Genomic DNA, 26,570 nt, shown 5'->3' with positions numbered 1-26,570 from the left:
CTCCTTCCTCATGCCCGGCTAAGCGTGACGCCAGCGGTATGCACCACCGTGCCAGAAACCGGACTGGTCACATGCGGCAGCAAGTTTCCGCAGTGAATGCCGTGCGTTGTCGCGGCGGTTTTCGCCCCGGCTTTCGCCCCAAAGCCCATGTAAACAAACAGCGTATCGGGTCGAATGCCTGCCGTGACCAGCGCTTTCCCTTTTTCTTTGCCGGTTGCGTTTTCCAGCCAGATCTCGTCCCCATTGCGGATACCCTTTTCGCGGGCTGTCTGCGGGTGGATCCAAACGGCGTTATCCCACATCAACTCACTGAGTAACGGGACATACTGCGTCGCGCCGTTGGTATGTACGGCAACCTTGCCCTGAATAAAATAAAGTTCGTCGTCTTTTTTAAGTGCGATGTGGCGGGCCTGAGGTATCCCATAGCCAGGCAACAAGGCTTCCAGCGCTTCAGAGTACAACTCGATTTTGCCGGACGGCGATTTGAAACGTAGCTGGTCGCCATAGGTTCCTTCACTGTCTGCCGCCGCCGCGCCGGGATAACGCGTGACAAACTGACGAACGGATTCTGGCTCACGCAACAACAGCGGCACACCCCATTCCCGATACCCTTTCTGGCGCAATTCCGCCGACAAGCCATGATCGCCATTGAGCTGATACAGCTGACGAGTCTGCATATCCTGCCAGGGGAAGTAATGCCCCAGGCCCAACTGCACAGCCAGCTCTTTCCAGATTTGCCAGCTCGGACGCGCCTCGCCAATGGGGTCCACCACCTGCTGGCGCAACGCATAAGCGGGATTGAGCCCAGACATGTCGGAGATTTCTTCATCACGCTCAAGGTAAGTGCATTCCGGTAACAGATAGTCTGCGTAAGCCGCGCTCTCACTCAGATACACATCGCAACTCACGACCAGATCCAACTGCTCCATGGTTTTCACCAGATCCGGTCGACAGGTGACGGTTTGCAGAGGATTGTGGCGGGACATAATCCAGCCCTTCACCGGGTAAGGCGTCTGTTTTAGCACCGCGTCAATCACGCTTTGGACGACACCACCGCCTGCCGCGATAATGTTGAATTGCGGCGCCACTAAATCAATGCGCTCTGCCTTCGGCTTGGGCATATTTTTGACGTCAGGTTTTGCCAGCACCGGAGCGACCGTTTCTCCTGCCAGTTTGTTATACGTTGCGGCCCCTTTTTTTCTGGTACATCCCGCCCTCGCGCTCAATATTTCCGAGCAGCACGTTCAGGGTAAAAATCATGCGCCGCATGTCGATCTCTTCTTGAGAGAATGTTGCGCGATGACCGGGGCTGACCATGGCATGCGGCGCGCAGGCGGCAAGCTCTCGCGTGACCCGCACAATCACATCGGCAGGCACGTCGGAATGCTGTTGCGCCCACGCAGGCGTGGTCTCTTTCACCGCATCCACCAGCTGCGCGAATCCGCTGGTGTAACGCTCAACAAAGGCGGCATCGTAAAGATTTTCGTTGATCATGACGTGGCACATTGCCATCAATACCGGTAAGTCACCGCCGGGACGAATCGCATGCCACTCATCTGCTTTGCTGGAGAAAACGGAAAGACGCGGATCGAAGCTGACCATTTTGGCCCCCTTCTCCTGCGCGGTCATCAATTCATGGGTATCCGCAACTTCGATCCCCTCATACAAATTATGTCCAAACGAGACCATGTAGCGGGTATTTGCGATGTCCATCGCCAGGTCTCCACCCATCATCACTTTTGCCGCAATGGATTTTCCGGCAGGACAGGTTGAGGCATGTGTGAAGGTATTCGGAGAGCCGAATGCGGTAGCCAGATGAAACAGATGGCCTGAAAGCGAGCCGGACTTGGAAGAAAATACGACCCCTTCCGGCCCATATTGCTTTTTAATTTCCGTCATTTTTTCAGCAATTTCTTTATAAGCCTGCTGCCAGCTAATGACCTGCCATTCACCACCGCCGCGCGGGCCGGTGCGCTTCATGGGTTTCACAATACGATGAGGATCGTTCACCAGGCTGACACCGCTGCCGCCCCTGGCGCAAACCCGCGTTCCCTGCTGGGGGGCATGAGGATTGCCTTGAATAAAAACCGTTTTATTTTTAATGACCTGTGCCTGAATCGGACACCGAAACGAACACATTTCGCACAGACTGGGCGTCAGGGATGTTTTACCGTTCACTCCCTCTGTCGGATTGCGCGCCAGTGCTCCGGTGCAAAGCCGCCTATGGCGCACGCGGAACAACTCAACCCGACGCCTTGCAAAAAACTACGCCGACTGATGCTCATATAACCTCCTGTTATTAGATATATCCAATAATTATATTGAATATATATCGTAAGTTTATGTCCTTACTCACAATTCATAACAGAGAGCAATAAAATAGATAAATAGCTAAAAATTGTTACTTATCAAAAGATTCCGAATACAGTCAAATAATGACAGTCAGCAAGAAAATAACCCCATTGGATGTCGTCAAATTAGCGTAAATTTATATCACTGCCCAGGCTCACTCTATTAAAACAAAGATACAAATCAGCTACGTTATTTCTGTATTCGCTGAAATTTAATAACAACCCAATTAATTCGCATTCGTGATTCAGGCAAAGCACCGGTCTTGCTGATTACCCTGTCGTTTTTTGTTACTCTTACCAGAGCGAAAATTGAAACCGGGTACAACTCCACAATGAATGACGGCAAGCAGCTTCCTACCTTTTTGTTCCACGATTACGAAACATTTGGTACACACCCCGCACTGGACAGACCCGCACAGTTCGCCGCGATTCGCACCGATAGCGATTTTAACGTTATTGGCGAGCCGGAGGTGTTTTACTGCAAGCCTGCCGATGATTACCTCCCGCAAACCGCAAGCCGTGCTGATCACCGGCATCACGCCGCAGGAAGCGCGGGAAAAAGGGGAAAACGAAGCCGCCTTCGCTCAACGAATTCACGCCCTGTTTAGCGTGCCGAAGACCTGTATCCTTGGCTACAACAATGTCCGCTTCGATGATGAAGTCACGCGCAATATTCTGTACCGCAACTTTTACGATCCCTACGCCTGGAGCTGGCAACACGACAACTCACGCTGGGATCTGCTGGATGTGATGCGCGCCTGCTACGCTCTGCGACCGGAAGGGATCAACTGGCCCGAAAACGATGACGGGCTGCCCAGTTTTCGCCTTGAACATTTAACCAAAGCTAACGGAATTGAACACGCCAACGCACACGATGCGATGGCCGATGTTTATGCAACCATTGCGATGGCGCAACTGGTGAAATCGCGCCAGCCGCGTTTGTTTGAGTACCTTTACACCCACCGTAACAAGCATAAGCTGGCTGCGCTGATTGATGTCCCTCAGATGAAGCCGCTGGTCCATGTCTCCGGTATGTTTGGCGCATGGCGCGGCAATACCAGTTGGGTCGCCCCACTGGCCTGGCACCCGGAAAATCGGAATGCGGTGATCATGGTGGATCTGGCGGGTGATATTTCCCCGCTGCTGGAGCTTGACAGTAATACCCTGCGCGAGCGGTTATACACAGCCAAAGCCGATCTGGGCGATAACGCCGCAGTTCCCGTCAAACTGGTGCACATCAATAAGTGCCCGGTTCTGGCGCAGGCCAATACGCTGCGCCCGGAAGATGCGGACCGGCTGGGCATTAATCGCCAGCAGTGTCTCGATAATCTGAAAGTGTTGCGCGAAAAACCCGCAGGTACGCGATAAAGTCGTGGCGATCTTTGCAGAAGCAGAGCCGTTTACCCCCTCGGATAACGTTGATGCTCAGCTTTATAATGGCTTTTTCGGCGATGCGGATCGTGAAGCCATGAAGATCATTCTGGAAACGGAGCCGCGCAATTTACCCGCGCTGGATATCACCTTCGCCGATAAGCGCATAGAAAAACTGCTGTTTAATTATCGCGCCGTAATTTCCCGGGCACCCTGGATGAAGCGGAACAGCAGCGCTGGCTGGAGCACCGCCGTCAGGTCTTCACACCAGAGTTTTTGCAACGCTATGCGGATGAATTGCAGATGTTGTATCAGCAGTATGCTGATGATAGCGGGAAGCAAACGTTACTGAAATCGCTCTGGCAGTACGTCGAAGAGATTGTCTGAGAACCTAGTAAGTCCCTGATGACTGAATCTGCAGCATAAAAAAACCGGAGACAGCGCTCCGGTTTTTTATTTTGCGCCAGGCCGAACAGACGGGCGCAGAAAAGTCAGCGGTTACGCGACGTCTTCGTACTGCGGCACCGGGTTGCGGAAGCTTTTGGTCACGCAGGCCAGATAAATCAGGCCAATCGCGGCCCAGATCAAGCCCAGCACCATGGAGCTCCTCTCCAGGTTAACCCACAGCGCGCCAACGGTCAGCGCACCACACATCGGCAGGAACAGATACTGGAAATGGTCTTTCAGCGTTTTGTTGCGCTTCTCACGGATCCAGAACTGTGAAATCACCGACAGGTTAACAAATGTAAATGCCACCAGCGCACCGAAGTTGATAAGCGCAGTCGCCATCACCAGGTCAAAGTTGATTGCCAGCAGAGCAATCGCCCCCACCAGAATGATGTTCATCGCCGGTGTACGCCATTTCGGGTGAACGTAACCGAAGAAACTTTTCGGGAACACGCCGTCACGACCCATCACGTACATCAGACGTGCTACGCCCGCATGTGCCGCCATACCAGAAGCCAGTACGGTGATGGTGGAGAAGATCAACGCGCCAACCTGGAAGGTTTTACCCGCAACATACAGCATAATTTCTGGCTGAGAGGCATCCGGATCTTTAAAGCGAGAAATATCCGGGAAATACAGCTGCAGGAAGTAGGTTGAAAAGATGAAGATCAGGCCGCCGATAAGCGCGGTCAGGAAAATAGCACGCGGAATAACGCGCTCTGCATCTTTGGTTTCTTCCGACAGGTTGCTAATGCCGTCAAACCCGGTAAACGAGAAGCACAGAATCGTCGCACCGGTGATCATCGGAATCACGTGCGCATCACCAGACCAGAACGGACGCGAGCTGGCCAGCGTACCGGCGCCTTCGCCTTCAAACACACCGTAAACTACCATGCCCAAAATGACCGCAATCAGCACCACCTGCAACACCACAATAACGGTATTGAAGTTAGCCACGGATTTGAGACTGCGCAGGTTAAATGCCGTCATAAACGCCACCAGGGCGATAACAAACACCCACGACGGGATCGAAGGCACAAGGGCTTCAAAGTAAATTTTCGCCAGCAGAATGTTGATCATCGGCGCGAACAAGTAGTCGAGCAGAGAAGACCAACCCACCATAAAACCGACGGTAGGGCTAATGGATTTCTGGGCATAGGTATACGCAGAGCCAGCAGAAGGGTAACGACGTACCAGCTTCCCGTAGCTCAGCGCCGTAAACAGAATAGCGATCAACGCGAAGGCGTATGCCGTCGGTACGTGACCGTCTGTGAGGCCTGAAACGATACCAAATGTATCGAACAGCGTCATTGGCTGCATATAGGCAAGGCCCATCATAACAACCGGAACCAACGTAAGCGTCTTACGTAATTCCACGCGAGAGGTGTTTGGAGTAACGTTATGCGACATGGTCATTCCCCTTTACGGCGAATACCGTCGCGTAAGCAAAAAATTGCCCCATTTTTACGGATTCCTCAGCGACAACAACTGTCGGTTTTTAGTAAGTATCTATCCGGTACGAAGCCCGGCCTCTTTTATGAATGATTGGTTTGATGCAAAAAAATAACCGACGCGTATGAAAACGTCGGTTAATGTCATTTTTTGCAAGCGGCGTATTTTGCACTAGATTGAGGCGAAATAACAATAGAATGAGACATCTGTCCCAAATTAATTTTTCTAATCGATTGATTTACCAACAGCATTTTTTGAGTAGACACCAGCAATAGCACTATTTGCTAAAATCTCATCTCGCCACCAGGCGCTGGCCAGTCCGGCAGTCTGCTCGTTCCAGCCAATCCATACCGGTTCAAAGAAGATTTGCGCCACCACCTTCTTCTCGACCAACGCGCCACTTTCCAGAAATCGCTGCGCCAGATAGCGCGGTAAATAGCCGCATCCCAGCCCACTGATTTGCAGCTCCAGTTTGGTTTTAAAATCAAACACGGTTATCGCTTCCTGGTCTTCGAGAAGCTGAGATGAGGACGCCGGATGAGTAATGTCGCCGACCACAATGGCGCGGAAGCGTTTAATGATACGGCGGCTCAACGGCTCTTGTTCCTGCACTAAGGGGTGGTGCGGTGCGACAGCAAAGACTTGCTCAAGATACCCCAACTGCACAAAACCGAAACCGCTTAAAGGGAGGCGGTTTCATGCGTTGCCCCCACAATGATATCCGCCCGTCCCTGCGTAAGCGCTTCCCAGGAGCCGCCCAGCACACCATTGATAAATTTAAGGCGAGTAACGCTGTGATGTTGATAGAAAGATTCGATGAGGGGCGCCAGAAGTGAAAAAGGGAATGTGTCATCCACACCGATGACCAGTTCGTTTTCCCATCCTTCGTGAAGTTTGATCGCCTGTTTTTCCAGCTCACGCACGGTGTGCAGGACTTCCCGGCCTTTTTCCAACAGCATTTGGCCGGTGCGGGTGAATTTGGCCCGATGACCGCTGCGATCCAGTAACTGAATATTCAGATCGCTTTCGAGTTTGTGGACGGTATAGCTGAGAGCAGAAGGCGTCTTAAATAATTTTGCCGACGCCGCCGCAAAACTGCCCTCTTTCTCTAAAGCATCAAGAATGATCAGAACGTCCAGCAGTGGTTTCATGCTCGCCCCCTCAGGGTATATGGCGATCATCTGCTGGCCGTTCGCGTCATTCCATTGGCATCACCAGCGGATCACGGATACTGATACTCAAATCCAAGCTCATTACAAATCCGGCTGCCATCAATAATTTTACCTCTTCCCTTTTCCGGGCCTTCCCGGAATTTCGGCGGTTCCATTCCCAATAAACGGGCCATCTGTGGATAGAACACATTACGCGCCGGGTGCGCGGGCGCACATATATTATAGATGTGTCCTCCTTTAGGTGCCTGTAACAGAAGGGTGATGGCAGCGATCACATCCTCCAGGTGCACCAGATTCACCCCCTGCTCGCCGTCAGGTGCCATTTTACCGGCAAAGAAACGTCCTGGATGTCTTCCTGGCCCCACCAGCCCCGCCAGGCGAAGAATATCCACGGAGGTGCCAGGCAAATTATGCAGCCAGTCTTCAAGCTCCTTCAGTACACGTCCACTCGCCGTCACCGGGTTGCGCGCCATGTTCTCTTTTACCGTCCCCTGCACATCGCCGTACACCGACGTGGAACTGGTAAAGAGAATACGCGGGATACGATGCGCCAGCGCGCTATCAACCAGCTCTTGCGTCGCCTGCAGGTAAAAATCCTCACCGGGACCGCTACGACGCGCAGGTAACGTTACCACCAATGCATCCACATCCATCAATGCATCAAGATCATCCGTTTCACAAACCAGCTCCGGCTCCAGGCGCAGCGGATAGCTTTCAATACCGCTCATGCGGGCCGCGTCCACCCCATCCTGAGTGGTTTTGCTGCCGATAACCTGCCAGCCTTTCGCGGCCAGAGACATCGCCAGCGGCATACCTAACCAACCTAAACCGACAATCGCGACCTTTTTCATCCCTTTTCTCCTGAATCTGGCACCATTTATATAAGGCTACGCCAGCATGGTGTGACTGACAATTCATACCATTAATATGAAATGAATTAATGTACAAAAAAAGCCCTTGCTTTCCTGCGTTAAAGTGGTTTAGGTTAAAAGACATCAAATGAATAAGCATTCATCGAGAATTTTATGACACGCGTTCAATTTAAACACCATCATCACCATCATCCTGACTAGTCTTTCAGGCGATGTGTGCTGGAAGACATTCAGATCTTCCAGTGGTGCATGAACGTATGAAAAAGCCCCCGGAAGATTTCTTCCGGGGGCTTTTTTTTGTGCGTGATTCAGCTCGGTTCAGACAGGATAAAGAGGATTAAAAGATGTTAGATAACACTCGTTTACGCATAGCTATTCAAAAATCAGGCCGTTTGAGCGACGATTCACGCGAACTTCTGGCTCGCTGCGGGATTAAAATTAATTTACACACTCAGCGTTTGATTGCGATGGCAGAGAATATGCCTATCGATATTCTGCGCGTGGCGTGACGACGACATCCCGGGCCTGGTCATGGATGGCGTCGTTGATCTGGGTATTATCGGTGAAAACGTCCTCGAAGAGGAACTGCTGAACCGCCGCGCACAGGGTGAAGATCCTCGCTATTTTACGCTGCGTCGTCTCGACTTCGGCAGTTGCCGCCTCTCGCTGGCGACCCCTGTCGACGAAGCCTGGGATGGCCCTGCCGGGCTGGATGGCAAACGCATTGCTACCTCTTATCCGCACCTGTTGAAACGTTATCTGGACCAGAAAGGCGTTTCGTTTAAATCCTGTCTGCTTAATGGCTCTGTTGAAGTCGCCCCGCGTGCGGGTCTGGCTGATGCGATCTGCGATTTGGTGTCAACCGGCGCGACGCTTGAAGCCAATGGCCTGCGTGAAGTTGAAGTTATCTACCGATCTAAAGCGTGTCTGATTCAGCGAGACGGCGAACTGGCCGATGCTAAACAACTGCTGGTTGACAAATTACTGACCCGTATTCAGGGCGTTATTCAGGCCCGCGAATCCAAATACATCATGATGCACGCGCCAAGCGAGCGTCTGGATGAAGTTATCGCCCTGCTACCAGGCGCCGAGCGCCCAACCATTCTGCCGCTGGCAGGCGATCAGCAACGCGTGGCGATGCACATGGTCAGTAGTGAAACCCTGTTCTGGGAAACCATGGAAAAACTGAAAGCGCTGGGCGCCAGTTCGATTCTGGGTGCTGCCCATTGAGAAGATGATGGAGTAAATCGCCATGAGCTTTAATACTATCATTGACTGGAATTCCTGTAGCCCTGAGCAGCAGCGTGATTTGCTGATGCGCCCGGCCATTTCCGCCTCTGACAGCATTACCCGTATCGTTGCGGATATTCTGGATAACGTGAAATCACGCGGTGACGACGCCCTTCGGGAATACAGCGCCAAATTTGACAAAACGAACGTCGGCGCAATGAAAGTCACTGCCGATGAGATCGCCGCAGCCAGCGACAGACTCAGCGACGAACTCAAACAGGCCATGGCGGTTGCGGTAAAAAATATTGAGACGTTCCACACCGCACAACAACTGCCAACGGTGGATGTGGAAACCCTGCCAGGCGTACGCTGCCAACAGGTGACCCCGCCCGGTGAGCTCTGTCGGCCTGTATATCCCCGGCGGCTCCGCCCCGCTTTTCTCTACCGTATTAATGCTAGCCACGCCGGCACGCATTGCTGGCTGCAAAAAAGTGGTGCTTTGCTCACCTCCGCCAATTGCCGACGAAATTCTCTACGCGGCAAAGCTGTGCGGCGTACAGGAGGTCTTCAACGTTGGCGGCGCGCAGGCGATTGCCGCGCTGGCCTTCGGCAGCGAATCTGTCCCTAAAGTGGATAAAATCTTTGGTCCCGGTAATGCCTTTGTCACCGAGGCTAAACGTCAGGTCAGCCAACGTCTCGACGGTGCTGCCATCGATATGCCTGCGGGACCGTCAGAGGTACTGGTGATTGCCGACAGCGGCGCGACGCCAGATTTCGTTGCCTCCGACCTGCTCTCCCAGGCGGAACATGGCCCTGACTCGCAGGTGATTCTGTTAACGCCAGATGCCAATCTCGCCCGTCGGGTCGCTGACGCCGTTGAACGCCAGTTAGCCGAACTGCCGCGCGCGGAAACGGCACGTCAGGCGCTGAGCGCCAGTCGACTGATTGTGATGAACGATTTGGCACAATGTGTGGCCATTTCTAACCTGTACGGCCCGGAGCACCTGATCATTCAAACCCGCAATGCGCGCGAACTGGTCGACGAGGTCACCAGCGCAGGCTCCGTATTCCTGGGCGACTGGTCACCGGAATCCGCTGGCGACTACGCGTCCGGCACCAACCACGTGTTGCCGACCTATGGCTACACGGCGACCTGTTCCAGCCTTGGGCTGGCGGATTTCCAGAAACGTATGACCGTGCAGGAACTGTCACGAGAAGGTTTCTCCGCTTTGGCCACTACCATCGAGACGCTGGCGGCAGCCGAACGCCTGAGCGCCCATAAAAATGCCGTCACCCCTGCGTGTTAACGCCCTGAAGGAGCAAGCATGAGCACCGAAAACACCCTCAGCGTCACCGACTTAGCCCGTGAAAACGTCCGCAAACTGATACCGTACCAGTCGGCACGCCGTCTGGGTGGTAACGGCGATGTCTGGCTGAACGCCAATGAATTTCCCACGGCGGTCAATTTTCAGCTTACCCAGCAGACGCTCAATCGTTACCCGGAATGTCAGCCAAAAGCGGTCATTGCCAACTATGCCCAGTATGCGGGGGTGAAGCCAGAACAGGTACTGGTCAGCCGTGGCGCAGATGAAGGTATCGAATTGCTGGTTCGTGTATTTTGTGAGCCAGGCAAAGATGCGATTCTTTACTGCCCTCCCACCTACGGGATGTACAACGTCAGCGCTGAAACGAATCGCGTGGAGTGCCGTACCGTGCCTACGCGTGAAAACTGGCAGCTGGATATGCAGGGCATTTCGGACAAGCTTGAGGGCGTAAAAGTAGTGTACGTCTGTAGTCCGAACAACCCGACCGGGCAGTTGATCAACCCGCAGGATCTGCGGACATTGCTGGAACTGACCCGCGGGGAAGGCCATTGTAGTTGCCGATGAGGCGTATATTGAGTTTTGCCCGCAGGCGACGCTGGCGGGTTGGCTCAGTGAATACCCCAACCTGGTCATCTTACGGACACTTTCTAAAGCATTTGCCCTCGCCGGATTACGCTGCGGATTTACGCTGGCCAGCGAAGAGGTCATCACTCTGCTACTGAAAGTCACTCGCCCCGTATCCGCTCTCCACACCGGTCGCCGACATCGCCGCCCAGGCCTTAAGCCCACAGGGCATTACCGCCATGCGCGAACGCGTGGCGCAGATCCTGGTCGAGCGTCAGTATCTGATCAATGCCCTGAAAGAGACAGCCTGCGTAGAACAGGTCTTCGACTCCGAAACCAACTGCGTTCTGGCGCGGTTCACGGCCTCCAGTAGCGTGTTTAAATCGTTGTGGGATCAGGGCATTATCTTACGGGATCAGAATAAGCAACCTTCTTTAAGTGGCTGTCTGCGGATCACTGTGGGAACCCGCGAGGAAAGCCAGCGCGTCATCGACGCCTTACGTGCGGAGCAAGTATGAGCCAGAAGTATCTTTTTATTGACCGTGATGGAACCCTGATTTCTGAACCACCGAGTGATTTTCAGGTCGATCGCTTCGACAAACTGGCGTTTGAGCCTGACGTTGTCCCCGTTCTGCTAAAGCTGCAAAAAGCAGGCTTTAAACTGGTGATGATAACCAACCAGGATGGGCTGGGAACACAGAGCTTCCCACAGGCGGATTTCGAGGGTCCGCACAACCTGATGATGCAGATTTTTACCTCTCAGGGCGTGCTGTTTGATGAAGTTCTGATCTGCCCGCATCTGCCCGCGGATGCGTGCGACTGCCGTAAACCGAAGGTCAAACTGGTTGAACACTATCTGGCCGAACAGGCAATCGACAGCGTTAACAGCTATGTCATTGGCGATCGTGTCACCGATATCCAGCTCGCTGAAAACATGGGGATCACCGGCTTACGCTACCACCGCGAAAATCTGAACTGGGCGATGATTGGCGAACAGCTGACGAAACGCGACCGTTACGCCCACGTTGAGCGCAACACCAAAGAGACGCAGATTGACGTCAAGGTGTGGCTCGACCGCGAAGGCAGCAGCAAGATCAACACGGGCGTCGGCTTCTTCGACCACATGCTGGATCAAATCGCCACCCACGGCGGCTTTCGCATGGAGGTAGCCGTTAAGGGCGACCTTTACATCGACGATCACCCACACGGTCGAAGACACAGGACTGGCGCTGGGCGAAGCGTTAAAACTGGCGCTGGGCGACAAGCGCGGCATCAACCGTTTTGGTTTTGTTCTGCCGATGGATGAATGCCTGGCGCGCTGCGCTCTGGACATCTCCGGGCGTCCGCACCTGGAATATCGCGCCGAGTTTGCCTACCAGCGTGTCGGCGATCTGAGCACCGAGATGATTGAGCACTTCTTCCGCTCGCTCTCCTACACCATGGGTGTGACGTTGCACCTGAAAACCAAAGGCAAAAACGACCACCACCGCGTGGAAAGCCTGTTTAAAGCGTTTGGTCGTACGCTGCGTCAGGCGATTCGCGTGGAGGGTGACACGCTTCCTTCCTCGAAAGGAGTGCTGTGATGAACGTGGTGATCCTCGACACAGGCTGCGCCAACCTGAACTCGGTGAAATCCGCCGTGGTGCGCCACGGATACGATCCGGTGGTCAGTCGCGACCCTGATATTGTTCTGCGGGCAGACAAATTGTTTCTGCCGGTGTGGGGTACCGCGCAAGCGGCGATGGACCAGTTGCGCCAGCGAGAACTGATTGAGCTTATCAAAGCCTGTACGCAACCGGTGTTGGGTATTTGCTTAGGTATGCAGCTTCTGGGTCGCCGCAGCGAAGAAACCCACGGTGTCGACCTGCTGGGCATTATCGACCAGGACGTCCCTAAAATGACCGACTTTGGTCTGCCGTTACCGCATATGGGCTGGAACCGCGTCTATCCACAGGCGGGGAATCGTCTGTTCCAGGGCATTGAAGACGGCGCTTATTTTTACTTCGTGCACAGCTACGCGATGCCGGTGAACCCGTGGACCATCGCTCAGTGTCATTACGGCGAACCGTTCACCGCCGCCGTGCAAAAAGATAATTTCTTTGGCGTGCAATTCCACCCGGAACGTTCGGGTGCCGCTGGCGCACAGTTGCTGAAAAACTTCCTGGAGATGTGATGATTATTCCAGCTTTAGATTTAATCGACGGCACCGTGGTACGCCTCCATCAGGGCGATTACGCCCAACAGCGCGATTACGGGAAGCGATCCCCTGCCCCGTTTGCAGGATTACGCAGCCCAGGGAGCAGAAGTGCTGCACCTTGTCGATCTGACCGGGGCAAAAGATCCGGCAAAAAGACAAATTCCGCTGATTAAAGCCCTGGTGGCAGGCGTTAACGTGCCTGTACAGGTTGGCGGCGGCGTACGTAGCGAAGACGATGTGGCGGCGTTGCTTGAGGCTGGCGTCGCTCGCGTGGTGGTCGGTTCCACGGCGGTAAAATCCCCTGACGTGGTTAAACGCTGGTTCGAACGCTTTGGCGCCGACGCACTGGTGCTGGCGCTGGATGTGCGCATTGACGACCAGGGTAACAAGCAGGTGGCCGTCAGCGGCTGGCAGGAAAACTCTGGCGTATCTTTGGAAGAGTTGGTTGAAATGTATCTGCCGGTCGGCCTGAAGCATGTGCTGTGCACCGATATTTCTCGCGACGGTACGCTGGCAGGCTCCAACGTCGCACTGTATGAGGAAGTGTGCGCCAAATACCCGCAGGTGGCGTTTCAGTCCTCTGGTGGAATTGGCGACATCAATGACGTTGCCGCGCTTCGCGGAACCGGCGTTCGCGGCGTGATCGTCGGACGCGCATTGCTGGAAGGCAAATTTACCGTTAAGGAGGCGATCCAATGCTGGCAAAACGCATAATCCCTTGCCTGGACGTTCGTGATGGCCAGGTCGTCAAAGGCGTACAATTTCGCAACCATGAAATCATCGGCGACATCGTACCCCTTGCGAAGCGCTATGCCGAAGAGGGTGCAGATGAGCTGGTGTTCTACGATATCACCGCCTCCAGCGATGGCCGTGTCGTCGACAAGAGTTGGGTCTCCCGCGTAGCGGAAGTGATCGATATTCCGTTCTGCGTGGCGGGCGGGATTAAGTCGGCAGAAGACGCCGCGAAAATTCTCTCCTTCGGCGCGGATAAAATATCCATCAACTCTCAGCGCTCGCCGACCACGGAGCTGATCACCCGCCTGGCCGATCGCTTTGGCGTGCAGTGTATCGTTGTAGGAATTGATACCTGGTTTGACGCTGAAACCGGTAAATACCACGTTAACCAGTATACCGGCGATGAGAGCCGTACCCGCGTCACCCAATGGGAAACCCTCGACTGGGTTCAGGAAGTACAAAAACGCGGTGCCGGTGAAATCGTCCTCAATATGATGAACCAAGACGGTGTGCGTAATGGGTACGATCTGGTGCAGCTTAAGAAAGTGCGTGAGGTTTGCCACGTACCGCTGATCGCCTCCGGCGGCGCAGGCACCATGGAAACATTTCCTGGAAGCCTTCCGCGACACCGATGTTGACGGTGCGCTTGCCGCTTCCGTCTTTCACAAACAGATCATTAATATTGGTGAATTAAAAACGTACCTGGCAACCCAGGGCGTGGAGATCAGGATATGTTAACAAGCAACAGCGCAGCCAACTGGACTGGAAAAAAACCGACGGACTGATGCCTGTCGTTGTAACAGCATGCGGTATCCGGGGAAGTGTTGATGCTGGGGTATATGAACCCTGAAGCGCTGGATAAAACCCTTGAAAGCGGGAAAGTCACTTTCTTCTCACGCACCAAACAGCGTCTGTGGACCAAAGGTGAGACGTCAGGCCATTTCCTCAATGTGGTCAGCATTGCAAACCGGATTGCGATAACGACACACCTGCTGGTGCTGGTCAATCCTTGCGGGCCTACCTGTCATAAAGGCACCACCAGTTGCTTTGGCGAAACCAGCCACCAGTGGTTGTTCCTCTACCAGCTTTGAACAACTGGCTGGGCCGGGCGTAAGACAGCCGACCCGGCAAGCTCCTACACCGCGAAACTGTACGCCAGTGGGGACAAGCGCATCGCGCAAAAAGTCGGGGAAGTAAGGTGTTGAAACCGCGCTGGCAGCGACGGTTCACGATCGTGCTGAACTGACCAATGAAGCGTCAGATTTGATGTACCACCTGCTGGTGCTGCTGCAGGATCAGGATCTCGACCTGACGACAGTCATTGAGAATTTACGTCAGCGACATCAATGATAAAAAAATACCGACGTAATGTCGGTATTTTTTACCCCCTATCTCTTAGTCATTACCAAAAAGATCCCGGGTATAAACCTTGTCAGCCACATCTTCCAGTTCCGCCGCCATACGATTGGAGATAATCACATCAGCTTCATTTTTGAATGCGGCAAGATCTCTTTCAACCCTTGAATGAAAAAAACTCTCCTCTTGCAACACTGGCTCATAAACGATAACGGGAATGCCTTTTGCCTTAATACGCTTCATAATTCCCTGAATGGAAGATGCTCGGAAATTGTCAGAACCGCTCTTCATAATGAGACGATAAATCCCAACAACTTTCGGTTTTCTTGCCAGGATCGCATCCGCAATAAAATCTTTACGTGTACGGTTGGCATCCACAATAGCTGGAAATAATATTATTTGGTACCGACTGGTAATTAGCCAGAAGCTGCTTAGTATCTTTCGGTAAGCAATAACCACCATATCCGAAAGAAGGATTGTTGTAGTGATCCCCTATTCGCGGATCCAGACATACACCTTCAATGATTTGCTTTGCATTCAACCCTAAACTTTCTGCATAGCTGTCGAGCTCATTAAAATAGGCAACGCGCATAGCCAGATAGGTATTAGCAAAGAGTTTAATCGCTTCTGCTTCGGTAGAATCGGTAAAAAGTGTGGGGATATCCTGTTTAATCGCCCCTTCCTGCAACAAACCGGCAAACCGCTCTGCTCGTTCTGAGCGTTCACCAATAACAATTCGGGAAGGATACAGGTTATCGTAGAGAGCTTTACCTTCACGCAGAAATTCGGGAGAGAAAATAAGATTTTTCGTATCAAATTTTTTCGACATTTCTGCCGTAAAACCGACAGGCACCGTAGATTTTATAACCATCACCGCATCAGGATTAATCTCCAGGACATCCTGAATAACCGACTCTACACTGGTTGTATTAAAATAATTGGTCTTTGGATCATAATCTGTCGGCGTTGCAATGATGACATAATCCGCATTTCGATAAGCATAATATTTATCGAGTGTAGCTTCAAAATGAATATCAGCCGATTGTAAAAATTGTTGAATTTCTTTATCAATAATAGGAGATTTCCGATCGTTTAGCATTTCAACACGCGAAGGGACAATATCGAGCGCCACGACTTGATGATGCTGTGCGATAAGCAGACCATTCGACAGGCCAACATATCCGGTTCCAGAAATGGTGATTTTCATTCTACACTCTCAATTTAAGCCGATCATCCACTCCGATATTTTCGGCCCTGATAACAGATGAAAGTTAAAATTATAACAAATTCATCAAGGAAACAATAAACAAATTCTCTACAGAAGAGTAACTGTAATTCATTCGATAAATGTTACGCAATATGTGTCTTATACATTAAGGTTAAAACCTAGCATTTAAAGAGAAGTAATATTCTGATTTCTATCAAATTTAGTCGCCATTCCAGTTCTGAGGGCCATGCTTGTCATAACCTCACGTGCGCCTTCCCCCATGTGATACAGCGTGGTGGCGGACACAACATTTGAGATGGGTCCGACCATGCAAACACACCCCGCAGATAAAACATCGTTACCGAATAAATAACAATGGAGACTTGACATTATCAAATTTATTATACTGAGCATAAACTGACTCCGCCACTGAAGGAATCGGATTACACAGGCTTTGCCAAATCTAAGTCAGTTCATAGTAATCCACTTTCACGATACAAGGAGGAGCGTATGGGCGCACCACAATTTACACCTGAATTTAAAGAGAAAGCCGTCCGTCAAATCACGGAGCTCGGTTATTCCGTTGCAGAGGTCTCCGACCAGGTGGGCGTTTCCTCGCACAGTCTCTACAAGTGGCTACGGGATATCAAACCCGGTAATAGCGAGCAGCATGCCTGTGATTTACTGGAAGCCAAAAGCGAAATCCTGAAGCTACGGGCGTAACTGAAACGCATCGAAGAAGAGCAGGATATTCTGAAAAAAGCTGCGCAGTACTTTGCAAGGGACCCGACTGAAGTACCGCGTTATCAAATCAATGAACACCGTTCTGTACGGGGTGTCATGACAATGTGTCAGGTCCCGCCAGGGCCTGGTTCTATGCCTGGTTGCTTAATCCAGTCTCTGCACGCAATAAAGCCTGCTGACGCTCATATGCGTTGAGCGCGGCGTGTATGGCTATCGTCAGGTTCATGGCGATCTGAGCGAAAGATGATGGCCGAGTGGGCGATGTAAACCGCACAGCGTGGTAATCGTGCGCAGCGATCAGGATAGCCAGTATGGCAGTGACGGGCTGGCGGCGTTTCTGCAGGGCCAAAAATCTGACACCTGGTATGAAACTGCGTGGCACCGCTGGTATAATGCGGTAGCAGAATCGTTTTTCAGTTCACTGAAAAAAGCGCATCAGAAGACGGATCTACAAAACCCGCGATCTGGCCCGGGCCGATATCTTCGATTATACTGCAGTGCTTTACAATCGGTCCCGGAGGCCACGGTCATCAAGGTGGTGCCAGCCTGGAGGCCTTTGAACAGGCTTCGTCGTGAGAGCAGGAAATGTCTACGGTGGCACGGTCAGTCCATAGTGATGACAAAGCAGGTTGAAATCTCACTCAATTTAATTAAATAATACCTCTCTTGAAGACGTAGTTGCTGAAAAAATTTGATTCTTATGAGGCGATGTTGAATCTTGTACCTGGTACCGTTGTTTGGAATAAAACGCTATAGCATAGGCTCTAACCGCGAATAGTCTGAACACTACAAAATAATTTATCTCTGTCACATCGTGGCAGCAGAAGTAATCTTATCCATCATCAGTAGGATCTTTGATGAAACTTATAATACAAATCCCGTGTTTTAACGAAGCAGAGACCTTGCCAATAGCGCTTGCAGCCCTGCCACGCATAGTTCCTGGTTTTAGCTCAGTCGAGTGGCTCATTATTGATGATGGCAGTAGCGATAACACGGTAGAAGTTGCAAAGGCACATGGCGTTGATCATGTCGTTAGGCACACGGGAAACAAAGGGCTTGCCAAGGCATTTATGACAGGGCTGGAGTCAAGCTTACGGTTGGGTGCAGATGTCATCGTCAATACCGACGCTGATAATCAATACAATGCCGACGATATCCCGGCCTTTAACACGCCCCTATCCCTCCAGCATAAGGCTGAGATTGTGATTGGCGCTCGTCCTATTGCGACTATTGAGCACTTTTCACCCGTAAAAAAGATGCTACAGAAGCTGGGTAGTTGGGTTGTTCGTATGGCGAGTAAAACAGATATCCCTGATGCCCCCAGCGGTTTTAGAGCAATGAGTCGTTCAGCGGCCCAGATGATTATGGTATTCAATGACTACACTTATACGCTGGAGACCATTATCCAGGCTGGTCAAAAAAATATAACGATTGCATCAGTGCCTATAAGAGTCAATGGTGATCTCCGCCCATCAAGACTGGTAAAAAGCATCCCCTCTTATATTAAATCTAGTATATTTACTATTGTTCGAATTTTTGTCGTTTATAGACCGTTCAACTTTTTTGGCACGATTGGTTTAAGTTTATTTAGCTTAGGCATTGCAATTGGCGTCAGGTTTTTGTGGTACTACATGAATGGCGATGGTAATGGGCATGTTCAGTCACTCATATTAGCTGGCATTTTGCTAGGGATAGGTTTTCAGACCATCCTTGTGGCTTTCATTGCTGATTTGTTGTCTGCAAATCGCAAATTACTTGAAGACATTAGGGTCAAAACAGCGAATATCAAAAAAAGTGAACATATTGATTATCAAAATAACGCAGCTAACGACACTCAAGAAGATAGTTCGAGGGCCGGTTCATGAAAATAAAAATTGCAGGGGGTACAGTTGAAAGCGGTATCGTTGTTGGCAACGCTTACGATAAATATGGCTCACGTAATCCAATCGTTAGATGGATGATGAACGGTTTCGAGTCAGCTTTATCTGATTTTGTTACTAAAGCATCTCCCGAAACAATACACGAAATTGGTTGTGGCGAAGGTTACTGGGTATTACGCTGGAATGAGTTGGGAATTCCTGCTCCGAGGGTGTGATTTTTCAGAGAAAGTAATAAATATCGCCCGAGAAAACTCAATAGACAGAGGGTTACCACCTACTGTATTTCAGCCACGCAGCATCTATGATTTAAACGCAATAGAAGATAGTGCTGATCTAGTGGTTTGCTGTGAAGTACTGGAACATCTGGAAAACCCAGAAGCTGGTTTAAGAGCTTTGCAAAAAGTAACGAAACAGCATTTGATTGTGAGCGTACCAAGAGAACCGCTTTGGTGTGCACTGAATCTCGCCAGGGGAAAATATATAACCCAATGGGGGAACACACCGGGTCATATTCAACATTGGTCTAAGCGGAACTTTATCAGACTGATCTCCAAATATTTTGATATTGTAGAAATAAAAAGCCCACTACCATGGACTATGCTGCTATGTCGCCCCCGCAAATAAAAATGTCACATTCACTGCGCCATTTACTGAATTGGATAGGAAGCGGATTGGCCCTTGCAGGCGTATTATTTGTTGGCTTTCGCTTACACTCTTATTGGCTTGAACTTGATCTTTCTAAAATCACTCTGCATGGTTGGGGGGTGGTTTTGTTCCTGGCAATTATTTATGGTGCAGCTAATTTTTTACTCGCCCAAGCATGGTGGAGCTTGTTACAGCATTTCTGCAATGATGGAAGTTTTTTAAACTCAGTTAAAAATTTATGGCATGTCTCAGCTAGCCAAGTATGTGCCCGGTAATATTTTTCATCTTGCGGGTCGTCAAGCACTGGGTATGTCTGCAGGCATTCCCGCAAAGGCATTAGCCAAATCTATGGCTTGGGAACTTTTCCTAATCGCTGGAGCTGGCTCTTTATTTTCCTGGCTAGTATTACCACGGTTGTTACATTATTTCCCATTACCATTCGGTATTATACTAATGTTTGCATCTTTTATATTAGTAATGTGCCTGCTTCGCCGGTTTATCGGGAGACATGTAGCGATAGCATTTCTATGGCAATTATTTTTTTTATTAATTTCCGCAAATATTTTTATTGCTCTTACTGGACTGATTTCAGGATATGACAAACTGAGCATGCAGTACTGTCTGATTATCGGAGGCACCTATACTATTGCCTGGTTGGCGGGGTTGGTAACACCTGGTTCTCCAGCAGGGGTAGGTATTCGCGAAATAATTTTACTGCTGGTACTAAAAGGAATTGTAGCAGAAGACAGCCTACTAATTGTGGTGCTCCTTGGACGCATAGTGACCGTAACAGGTGACATTTTAATTTTTTCTGGTAACACTCCTTTATTCCATCGAAAATTATACACAATTGAGAGATAACATGCCCTGTAAAACACAAACAAGTTCCTTTCGAGAAATAATTATTCTCTTGATGGCTGTATGTTTTGTCCTCTTTATTAATGGCGCTATACCATTTTTAATGCTGCCTACCCTTGGGCAAGCAGTCTGGTCAATGGGGTTTGCTCAATCTTTTGCGAATGGTTCGCTTTTTGATCCCTATGCTCATGATTTTGGTAACGCCCTAATCAGCAGGCTATTGCATTTGGTCTGGCGGGTGCCTGGCCTGCAAGTATACTTATCCGCCTCGGTCTGCACTCGGCAGACGCCTATACGGGGATGGTAGCACTATGGTTAATGTTGGCAATGTTTTCCGCATATCAGATTGCTCGTCGTTTTAATATAGCAAGTTCCATTGCATTACTGGCCGCAGTCACGTGGATGACAATGCCTGTTATTTGGGCACACGCTGGATACAGCATGTTATCCTTAGGTTATTGCGCTATTATCATTTTACTTTTTAGCTGCTTTAAAACTATTTTCTATCGGTTCTAAACCTGCGAGTATCTCTTTATTAGTTATCGCCACCTATTTTGTCGCTACAATAGTCTCCATTTTTATGGATGGCTATACCTTCATGATGTTTGCATGTGGTTCAAGCTTCCTGTTATTGTATTCATTTGTTACACGTCCTGAAATTAGAAGTGTATTCATAAAAGTTGCTATCCCAACCCACGTAATTAGCTTTGCTGTTGCATATACTCTTTATACTACATTTATCGGAAAGTCAGGTTTTTCTGCAGAATCAATAGATATGTTCAGGGGCTGGGGGGTAGATTTATCATTTATTGTCATTCCAACTAAAGGCTTGCTTTGGCTTCCTGATTTATTAGGCTTAGGCCAGAGGCGTAACGAACAAATTTATTTTGGTGATTCCTCTGTTTGGGTCACCACCTTTTCTTTGCCCATATTACTACTTGGTATGTGGGCCTGGTGGCGAGCGAAGCGACATTTTAAGATTGCAACTGGGATCTTGTTGATTGCAATTTTAAGTTTTTATATGGCACTTGGGCCATCGCTAAAAATCAATTCAATCAAGCCAGAGTATCTAAATCTGCAGGTTATGCCTGCTGAGTTCGCTATAGCACCTACATTTAACTCATGGATCTCAGAAAACATCCCTGGTTTTAATACGATGCGGGCATCCTATCGATGGTCTGCGCTCGGCATCTTTGCATTGTGGCTGCTAGTTATCATAGGATTAGCTCGCATAGATGATAAAAACAGACGTATCGGAGTAGTAGGTCTGACTGCCCTGGTACTGCTTAATTTGCCAGATTTTAAAGCTAGTTGGAAACAATCAACGGCAGAGAGAGACATGTTTCAACAAATTGATCAGGTACTTGTGACAACACTTCGACAACATATCCAACCCGGTGAAATGGTCTCATTTATCCCTTGGGGTAATGATTTTTTTGCTAACTATTTAGCACCAAAAACAGGCTTCCGGACATACAATGTTGGCGGTGATAAGAACCTGCAGGCAGCAGTAGGTGCCTGGCCACCGGCAATGCGCCAGGCCGGCGCGCCGTTGGATACGACTAAAACCATGAGCGCCATAAAAATGCTGGTAGATGGCTCAACTGATGTGCTCGTCATCCCATATTTTGATATGCTCATATCATCAGCTTCATGGCCCTATACCGATAATACGAAAACTCAACAAAGTGATTCGTTAAATAGAGTATCAAATACATTTCAGCTCTCAGAGAAGAGGGCTGAGTTTAAGACTATTATTGATGTACTACGGACACTGCCATATATAGAAGTATCAGATTCTCCATATTTTGCGAGTATCCGATTACGCCATCAACTTTCAGGAGAAGAGAATAAGGCGGCATTGCTGAGTTCTATTACTGAAAATATCAGTTACCCAATTTTGATGGGTACAAATTCAAAAAGCAATTCGCCCCATGTCCTATTATGGGATGGATGGCATGATATGGAAGAGCACCATGTCTGGTCACAAACTTCTGCCAAATTACTTCTGCCAATTCCACAAAATTGTGAATCAATGACATGTCATGCCGTACTCAATTTCACCGTTTTTGGTGCCAGTCAGGAGCGCCCCGTTGAGGTCATATTCAAAAAACAGGACCATGGTCTACCCTGGAGCACCAACATGACGGTTTCCTCTGGCGACCTGAAAAAGATACAAGTCCCACTTTCTGGAGTAAAGGGGGCACTAACACTGTCAATCTCTGTTCCTGATGCAACATCACCACATTTGTTGAACGGCGCGCCTGACCCACGTGTGCTTGGAATCAATCTTCAACGCATTGAATTGTTGAATTAAGATATACAGTACACCGGGACCGACAGGGACTATCACTACCTCGCAAGTGATAGATAAAGATGGGTAAAAAACCACCTGCATAGCAGGTGGCATTGATAACGCCCCATAGGGGCGTACTAAGTCCAGACTCTGAGAGCCTTCCCTTCACACCTCCTTTTAGTGGAAGCTGGCTCTCTTCAACTTCATGCTTTTCCTGATACTTCACGTGCTTTCTTATCATTTCTTCATTTATACCTACGGTATCTACGCAGTAACCCCGTGCCCAAAAGTGATTTACCCACAACTTGTTCTTCCGCAGGTAGGGAAATTTGCTGAACAGCCTAAGGGCTGTTTTACCTTTCAAATGACCGATCACATGTGAAATAGAAAGACGTGGCGGGACTTTTACCAGTAAATGGACATGATCTATCTGAACATTCAGCTCTACCACTTCTATCCCGAGCTGCTCACTTGAGATCCTTATCTGCTTGTAGACCTCTTTGCCAACATTGTTCCTAAGGATGCGAAATCGGTACTTGGGTGTCCATACGGATATTGACAACACCAGAGCACATGAGATGCTTTCTGGAATCTACTCATGGTTAAATCCTTATCAGTTATGTGGATAACAGATTCGGATTTTCCCATGAGTAACATTATTGGCAGAGCCAACTTATTGCTGACCACCTCCATAGGAGGTGGTGTTCATGCAGGGATAAAAAAAACCGTAATCTCAAAGAGATTACGGTTTTTTATACATTGCCCGACTCGCTCAATTAACCAACTGAATATATAAAATCGAGCTCATCGAAATAATAAAGATTATTCCATCCATTCAGTATGGAAGACCCCTTCTTTATCAGTGCGTTTATAAGTATGCGCACCAAAGTAGTCACGCTGCGCCTGGATCAGGTTAGCAGGCAGAACTGCAGCACGATAACTGTCATAATAGGCAACAGCTGCAGAGAAGGTCGGAACAGGAATACCGTTCTGAACCGCATAAGCCACGACGTCACGCAGCGCTTGCTGGTATTCATCAGCAATGTTCTTGAAGTACGGTGCCAGCAGCAAGTTTGCAATATTCGCATTCTCGGCATACGCATCGGTAATCTTCTGCAGAAACTGGGCACGAATGATGCAACCCGCGCGGAAGATTTTCGCAATCTCACCGTAGTTCAGATCCCAGTTGTACTCGTCAGAAGCGGCACGCAACTGAGAGAATCCCTGAGCATAAGAAACGATTTTACCCAGATACAGAGCACGACGAACTTTCTCGATAAATTCTGCTTTTTCACCTGCCAGCTGCGCTTTCGGTCCTGTCAGAACCTTAGACGCCGCCACACGCTGATCTTTCAGCGAGGAGATGTAGCGTGCAAATACAGACTCGGTGATCAGAGACAGCGGTTCGCCGAGGTCAAGAGAACTCTGGCTGGTCCATTTTCCAGTACCTTTGTTAGCCGCTTCATCGAGAATCACATCGACCAGGTATTTACCTTCTTCATCTTTTTTGGTGAAGATGTCTTTCGTAATGTCGATCAGGTAGCTGCTCAGCTCGCCGTTGTTCCACTCGGTGAAGGTACTGGCCAGCTCATCATTGCTAAGGTCAAGGCCCCTTTTTAGAAGGGAGTAGGCTTCAGCGATCAACTGCATATCGCCATATTCAATGCCGTTATGCACCATTTTTACATAGTGACCCGCACCATCGGCACCGATATAAGTCACACACGGTTCACCATCTTCCGCCACTGCAGCTATCTTCGTCAGAATCGGTGCTACCAGTTCGTAGGCTTCTTTCTGACCACCAGGCATAATAGAAGGCCCTTTCAGTGCGCCTTCCTCACCTCCGGAGACACCGGTCCCGATAAAGTTGAAACCTTCTGCAGAAAGTTCACGATTACGACGAATCGTGTCCTGGAAGAACGTGTTACCACCATCAATGATGATGTCGCCTTTATCAAGATAGGGTTTTAGGGAATCGATAGCAGCATCAGTACCCGCACCGGCTTTAACCATCAACAGGATACGGCGAGGCGTTTCAAGGGATTCAACAAACTCTTTAACCGTGTAGGAAGGCACAAGTTTCTTGCCAGGGTTCTCGGCAATCACTTCTTCGGTTTTTTCACGGGAGCGGTTGAAAACGGACACGGTATAGCCACGACTTTCGATGTTAAGCGCCAAGTTGCGCCCCATAACAGCCATCCCAACGACGCCGATTTGTTGCTTAGACATTTTTTACTCCTGTCAGGTGTGCTCACCGCGGGTTATGCGCGGCTTGGAAAACTCAAATGTTAACTCAGGTTGGAGGGTATTGGGTAGATGATTGCCAAGAATTATCGCATGACAGGAGATATCTGCGGCGCCATGTTTTATGCAGCTCGTCATCAACGGTTAAAAAATATTCGATGTTAGACCTCGTTAACATTTATTTTCTCTTTTTTAGAATATATCGAGGTCGCTGTTTTACTTCAATATAAATACGACCAATATACTCACCTAAAACTCCGACACCAATTAATTGAACCCCCCCTAAAAAAAGAACAGATACAATTAATGAAGGATATCCCCTGACAGGGTTACCAAACGCTAAGGTATCAACGACCATCCAGATACCATAGATAAAGGCCAATCCCGCAACAAATAGACCTATGTAAGTCCAGATCCGAAGGGGAAAAGTTGAGAAACTGGTAATACCCTCCAGTGCCAGGTTCCATAATTTCCAGCCATTGAATTTTGAACTACCAGCCACACGTTCAGCCCGAGCATATTCAACAATATCTGTACGTCCGCCAACCCAGGAAAGAACGCCCTTCATAAATAAATTGCGCTCCGGCATCTGCTTGATGTTTTCGACAACCTCACGAGACATTAAGCGAAAATCACCTACATTCTCTTCAATGGGGGGATTACTAATTTTATTGTGTAGCTTGTAAAACCATTCGGCTGTTTTTCGCTTTAATCGACTATCAGATGCGCGATCTGAACGCTTTGCCAGCACCACATCTGCACCTGATTCCCACCGCTCAATTAACAGCGGAATTACTTCTATAGGATCCTGAAGGTCAACATCTATAGGGATTAAAGCATCACCAGAGGCATGTGTCAGACCGGCAAAGAGAGCGGACTCCTTTCCGAAGTTTCGGCTAAAGGACAGAGACATCACCAGTGGGTCAGCAATAGCGAGTGCATTTATTATTGATTCTGTTGAATCTTTACTTCCATCATTGATAAACACTATTTCCACTTCATATTTCTTTAGTGCGTCATCTCTCCTAACTTTATTATAAAATATAGGTATTGTATCTTCTTCATTTAATACTGGAACAAGCAGTGATATTTTCATTTAAAAACTCTAAAAACAATAAACTTTGAATATAAAAAACCACAAACCAAGCTAATTATAGAAAAAGTAATCATAGTGACCAGTGGAGGTAGGGAACATATATCAGCCCCCCAACCAATTAAAGCACTAAGAGCTCCCATAAACCCAATATATAAAATATAGCGCATTGTCGAAGTGGATGCTTTGAATGTAAAGCGTGCATTAGCGAAGAAACTAAAACTGACTGCAACAACGAAACCAGCGAGATTTGCCACGATCTGATTGGTGCCCAATTTATAGATACAAATAGCGAATATGCACCAGTGGATTGCTGTATTAAGCACACCTATAGATGTATATTTAGTAAATAATTTTAGCATACGTAATATAAAGAAATTAAGAGAAAGAAGTGAACTATCAACTAAGTGCGCGGCCACAGGTCGCACACTTAGTTTTATGAAACAGTTCTATGTAGACCACTAGCAGTGGTGAAAGTCAAATCATCGATTCTTAATTACAAATGAGAGACTGCAATACCAGAATAAAACA

At 49.3% G+C, this 26,570-nt stretch carries 15 protein-coding genes, 13 pseudogenes and 1 other annotated feature; of the genes and pseudogenes, 18 read left to right on the top strand and 10 right to left on the bottom strand.

All coding sequences use genetic code 11. The annotated features are described in order from the left end of the window. Positions 1 to 8: 8 nt before the first annotated feature. Positions 9 to 2,285, bottom strand: a pseudogene (gene phsA / locus P2W74_RS08665) (thiosulfate reductase PhsA). Positions 2,286 to 2,683: 398 nt separating this feature from the next. Here phsA and sbcB point away from each other — a divergent pair. Next, positions 2,684 to 4,109, top strand: a pseudogene (gene sbcB / locus P2W74_RS08660) (exodeoxyribonuclease I). 111 nt (positions 4,110 to 4,220) lie between these two features. Here the strand turns inward: sbcB and plaP are convergent. From plaP to P2W74_RS08640, 4 genes and pseudogenes are all read right to left on the bottom strand, one after another. Then, positions 4,221 to 5,579, bottom strand: coding sequence for a putrescine/proton symporter PlaP (plaP, locus tag P2W74_RS08655; RefSeq protein WP_276294699.1), 1,359 nt, complete (start codon positions 5,577 to 5,579; stop codon positions 4,221 to 4,223). Continuing rightward, positions 5,569 to 5,631, bottom strand: coding sequence for a membrane protein YoeI (gene yoeI, locus P2W74_RS08650; RefSeq protein ID WP_181684280.1), 63 nt, complete (start codon positions 5,629 to 5,631; stop codon positions 5,569 to 5,571). The genes plaP and yoeI overlap by 11 nt, the downstream gene beginning before the upstream one ends. A 215-nt stretch (positions 5,632 to 5,846) precedes the next feature. Further along, positions 5,847 to 6,772: pseudogene (locus P2W74_RS08645) on the bottom strand (LysR substrate-binding domain-containing protein). A gap of 46 nt (positions 6,773 to 6,818) precedes the next feature. Further along, positions 6,819 to 7,644, bottom strand: a pseudogene (locus P2W74_RS08640) (SDR family oxidoreductase). Between the two features lie 174 nt (positions 7,645 to 7,818). Here P2W74_RS08640 and hisL point away from each other — a divergent pair. The 10 genes and pseudogenes from hisL (at position 7,819) to P2W74_RS08590 (ending at position 15,066) form a co-directional block, all read left to right on the top strand. Further along, positions 7,819 to 7,866, top strand: a complete 48-nt coding sequence (gene hisL / locus P2W74_RS08635) for a his operon leader peptide (RefSeq protein WP_001375657.1) — start codon at positions 7,819 to 7,821, stop codon at positions 7,864 to 7,866. Next, positions 7,842 to 7,964 (top strand) — a sequence feature (His leader region). (Overlaps the previous gene by 25 nt.) Positions 7,965 to 8,009: 45 nt before the next feature. Further along, a pseudogene (hisG, locus tag P2W74_RS08630) lies at positions 8,010 to 8,911 on the top strand (ATP phosphoribosyltransferase). Between the two features lie 6 nt (positions 8,912 to 8,917). After that, positions 8,918 to 10,224 (top strand): annotated as a pseudogene (hisD, locus tag P2W74_RS08625) (histidinol dehydrogenase). Next, positions 10,221 to 11,302, top strand: a pseudogene (gene hisC, locus P2W74_RS08620) (histidinol-phosphate transaminase). The pseudogenes hisD and hisC overlap by 4 nt, the downstream one beginning before the upstream one ends. Further along, a pseudogene (gene hisB / locus P2W74_RS08615) lies at positions 11,299 to 12,367 on the top strand (bifunctional histidinol-phosphatase/imidazoleglycerol-phosphate dehydratase HisB). The pseudogenes hisC and hisB overlap by 4 nt, the downstream one beginning before the upstream one ends. Beyond that, positions 12,367 to 12,957: an imidazole glycerol phosphate synthase subunit HisH gene (gene hisH, locus P2W74_RS08610; RefSeq protein ID WP_276294698.1), complete on the top strand. Its 591-nt coding sequence runs from the start codon at positions 12,367 to 12,369 to the stop codon at positions 12,955 to 12,957. The pseudogene hisB and the gene hisH overlap by 1 nt, the downstream one beginning before the upstream one ends. Then, positions 12,957 to 13,695, top strand: a pseudogene (gene hisA / locus P2W74_RS08605) (1-(5-phosphoribosyl)-5-[(5-phosphoribosylamino)methylideneamino]imidazole-4-carboxamide isomerase). Before hisH ends, hisA begins: the two are co-directional and overlap by 1 nt. Next, positions 13,677 to 14,454: pseudogene (gene hisF / locus P2W74_RS08600) on the top strand (imidazole glycerol phosphate synthase subunit HisF). The pseudogenes hisA and hisF overlap by 19 nt, the downstream one beginning before the upstream one ends. Before the next feature lie 89 nt (positions 14,455 to 14,543). Beyond that, on the top strand, positions 14,544 to 14,807 hold the full coding sequence (locus tag P2W74_RS08595; protein WP_276294697.1) for a phosphoribosyl-AMP cyclohydrolase: 264 nt from the start codon (positions 14,544 to 14,546) through the stop codon (positions 14,805 to 14,807). 121 nt (positions 14,808 to 14,928) lie between these two features. Further along, positions 14,929 to 15,066, top strand: coding sequence for a pyrophosphohydrolase domain-containing protein (locus P2W74_RS08590; RefSeq protein ID WP_328517921.1), 138 nt, complete (start codon positions 14,929 to 14,931; stop codon positions 15,064 to 15,066). A 45-nt stretch (positions 15,067 to 15,111) separates the two neighbouring features. Here P2W74_RS08590 and ugd read toward each other — a convergent pair. Beyond that, positions 15,112 to 16,279, bottom strand: a pseudogene (ugd, locus tag P2W74_RS08585) (UDP-glucose 6-dehydrogenase). A gap of 510 nt (positions 16,280 to 16,789) precedes the next feature. On the opposite strand from ugd, the pseudogene P2W74_RS23495 reads away from it, so the two are divergent. The 7 genes and pseudogenes from P2W74_RS23495 to P2W74_RS08550 all read left to right on the top strand — a co-directional run bounded on the left by P2W74_RS23495 (position 16,790) and on the right by P2W74_RS08550 (position 22,723). Next, positions 16,790 to 17,599: pseudogene (locus P2W74_RS23495) on the top strand (transposase). Positions 17,600 to 17,880: 281 nt separating this feature from the next. Continuing rightward, positions 17,881 to 18,888 (top strand): glycosyltransferase family 2 protein, encoded by a 1,008-nt coding sequence (locus P2W74_RS08570; protein WP_276294696.1) that lies wholly within the window; start codon positions 17,881 to 17,883, stop codon positions 18,886 to 18,888. Beyond that, on the top strand, positions 18,885 to 19,118 hold the full coding sequence (locus tag P2W74_RS08565; protein ID WP_276294695.1) for a hypothetical protein: 234 nt from the start codon (positions 18,885 to 18,887) through the stop codon (positions 19,116 to 19,118). The genes P2W74_RS08570 and P2W74_RS08565 overlap by 4 nt, the downstream gene beginning before the upstream one ends. Continuing rightward, positions 19,087 to 19,527 carry a class I SAM-dependent methyltransferase gene (locus P2W74_RS23490; protein WP_412767220.1) on the top strand — a complete coding sequence of 147 codons (441 nt, stop codon included), beginning with the start codon at positions 19,087 to 19,089 and terminating at the stop codon, positions 19,525 to 19,527. Before P2W74_RS08565 ends, P2W74_RS23490 begins: the two co-directional genes overlap by 32 nt. Further along, positions 19,509 to 19,823, top strand: coding sequence for a hypothetical protein (locus P2W74_RS08560; RefSeq protein ID WP_276294694.1), 315 nt, complete (start codon positions 19,509 to 19,511; stop codon positions 19,821 to 19,823). The genes P2W74_RS23490 and P2W74_RS08560 overlap by 19 nt, the downstream gene beginning before the upstream one ends. Beyond that, positions 19,792 to 20,409, top strand: coding sequence for a hypothetical protein (locus P2W74_RS08555; protein ID WP_276294693.1), 618 nt, complete (start codon positions 19,792 to 19,794; stop codon positions 20,407 to 20,409). Before P2W74_RS08560 ends, P2W74_RS08555 begins: the two co-directional genes overlap by 32 nt. Before the next feature lie 577 nt (positions 20,410 to 20,986). Continuing rightward, complete coding sequence (locus tag P2W74_RS08550; protein ID WP_276294692.1) at positions 20,987 to 22,723, top strand: hypothetical protein; 1,737 nt, start codon at positions 20,987 to 20,989, stop codon at positions 22,721 to 22,723. 154 nt (positions 22,724 to 22,877) lie between these two features. On the opposite strand, the pseudogene tnpA reads toward P2W74_RS08550, so the two are convergent. The 4 genes and pseudogenes from tnpA to P2W74_RS08530 all read right to left on the bottom strand — a co-directional run. Next, positions 22,878 to 23,302, bottom strand: a pseudogene (gene tnpA, locus P2W74_RS08545) (IS200/IS605 family transposase); the annotation flags it as partial. Positions 23,303 to 23,524: 222 nt separating this feature from the next. Beyond that, entirely contained in the window at positions 23,525 to 24,931 is a 1,407-nt protein-coding gene (gene gndA, locus P2W74_RS08540) for an NADP-dependent phosphogluconate dehydrogenase (RefSeq protein WP_276294691.1), read from the bottom strand. Positions 24,932 to 25,124: 193 nt separating this feature from the next. Next, complete coding sequence (locus tag P2W74_RS08535; RefSeq protein WP_276294690.1) at positions 25,125 to 26,042, bottom strand: glycosyltransferase family 2 protein; 918 nt, start codon at positions 26,040 to 26,042, stop codon at positions 25,125 to 25,127. Further along, positions 26,039 to 26,401, bottom strand: coding sequence for a GtrA family protein (locus tag P2W74_RS08530; RefSeq protein ID WP_276295149.1), 363 nt, complete (start codon positions 26,399 to 26,401; stop codon positions 26,039 to 26,041). The genes P2W74_RS08535 and P2W74_RS08530 overlap by 4 nt, the downstream gene beginning before the upstream one ends. Positions 26,402 to 26,570 lie beyond the last annotated feature (169 nt).

This window comes from Citrobacter enshiensis (assembly GCF_029338175.1).
Taxonomy (GTDB): Bacteria; Pseudomonadota; Gammaproteobacteria; order Enterobacterales; family Enterobacteriaceae; genus Citrobacter_D; species Citrobacter_D enshiensis.
This window is presented reverse-complemented; position numbering and strand designations above follow the sequence as displayed.

Excerpts from the sequence above, each read along its gene's own strand:
- plaP (WP_276294699.1), bottom strand. The coding sequence starts at position 5,579 with ATGTCGCATAACGTTACTCCAAACACCTCTCGCGTGGAATTACGTAAG.
- hisH (WP_276294698.1), top strand. The coding sequence starts at position 12,367 with ATGAACGTGGTGATCCTCGACACAGGCTGCGCCAACCTGAACTCGGTG.
- P2W74_RS08595 (WP_276294697.1), top strand. The coding sequence starts at position 14,544 with ATGCTGGGGTATATGAACCCTGAAGCGCTGGATAAAACCCTTGAAAGC.
- P2W74_RS08570 (WP_276294696.1), top strand. The coding sequence starts at position 17,881 with ATGAAACTTATAATACAAATCCCGTGTTTTAACGAAGCAGAGACCTTG.
- P2W74_RS08565 (WP_276294695.1), top strand. The coding sequence starts at position 18,885 with ATGAAAATAAAAATTGCAGGGGGTACAGTTGAAAGCGGTATCGTTGTT.
- P2W74_RS23490 (WP_412767220.1), top strand. The coding sequence starts at position 19,087 with ATGAGTTGGGAATTCCTGCTCCGAGGGTGTGATTTTTCAGAGAAAGTA.
- P2W74_RS08560 (WP_276294694.1), top strand. The coding sequence starts at position 19,509 with ATGTCGCCCCCGCAAATAAAAATGTCACATTCACTGCGCCATTTACTG.
- P2W74_RS08555 (WP_276294693.1), top strand. The coding sequence starts at position 19,792 with ATGTCTCAGCTAGCCAAGTATGTGCCCGGTAATATTTTTCATCTTGCG.
- P2W74_RS08550 (WP_276294692.1), top strand. The coding sequence starts at position 20,987 with ATGGATGGCTATACCTTCATGATGTTTGCATGTGGTTCAAGCTTCCTG.
- gndA (WP_276294691.1), bottom strand. The coding sequence starts at position 24,931 with ATGTCTAAGCAACAAATCGGCGTCGTTGGGATGGCTGTTATGGGGCGC.
- P2W74_RS08535 (WP_276294690.1), bottom strand. The coding sequence starts at position 26,042 with ATGAAAATATCACTGCTTGTTCCAGTATTAAATGAAGAAGATACAATA.
- P2W74_RS08530 (WP_276295149.1), bottom strand. The coding sequence starts at position 26,401 with ATGCTAAAATTATTTACTAAATATACATCTATAGGTGTGCTTAATACA.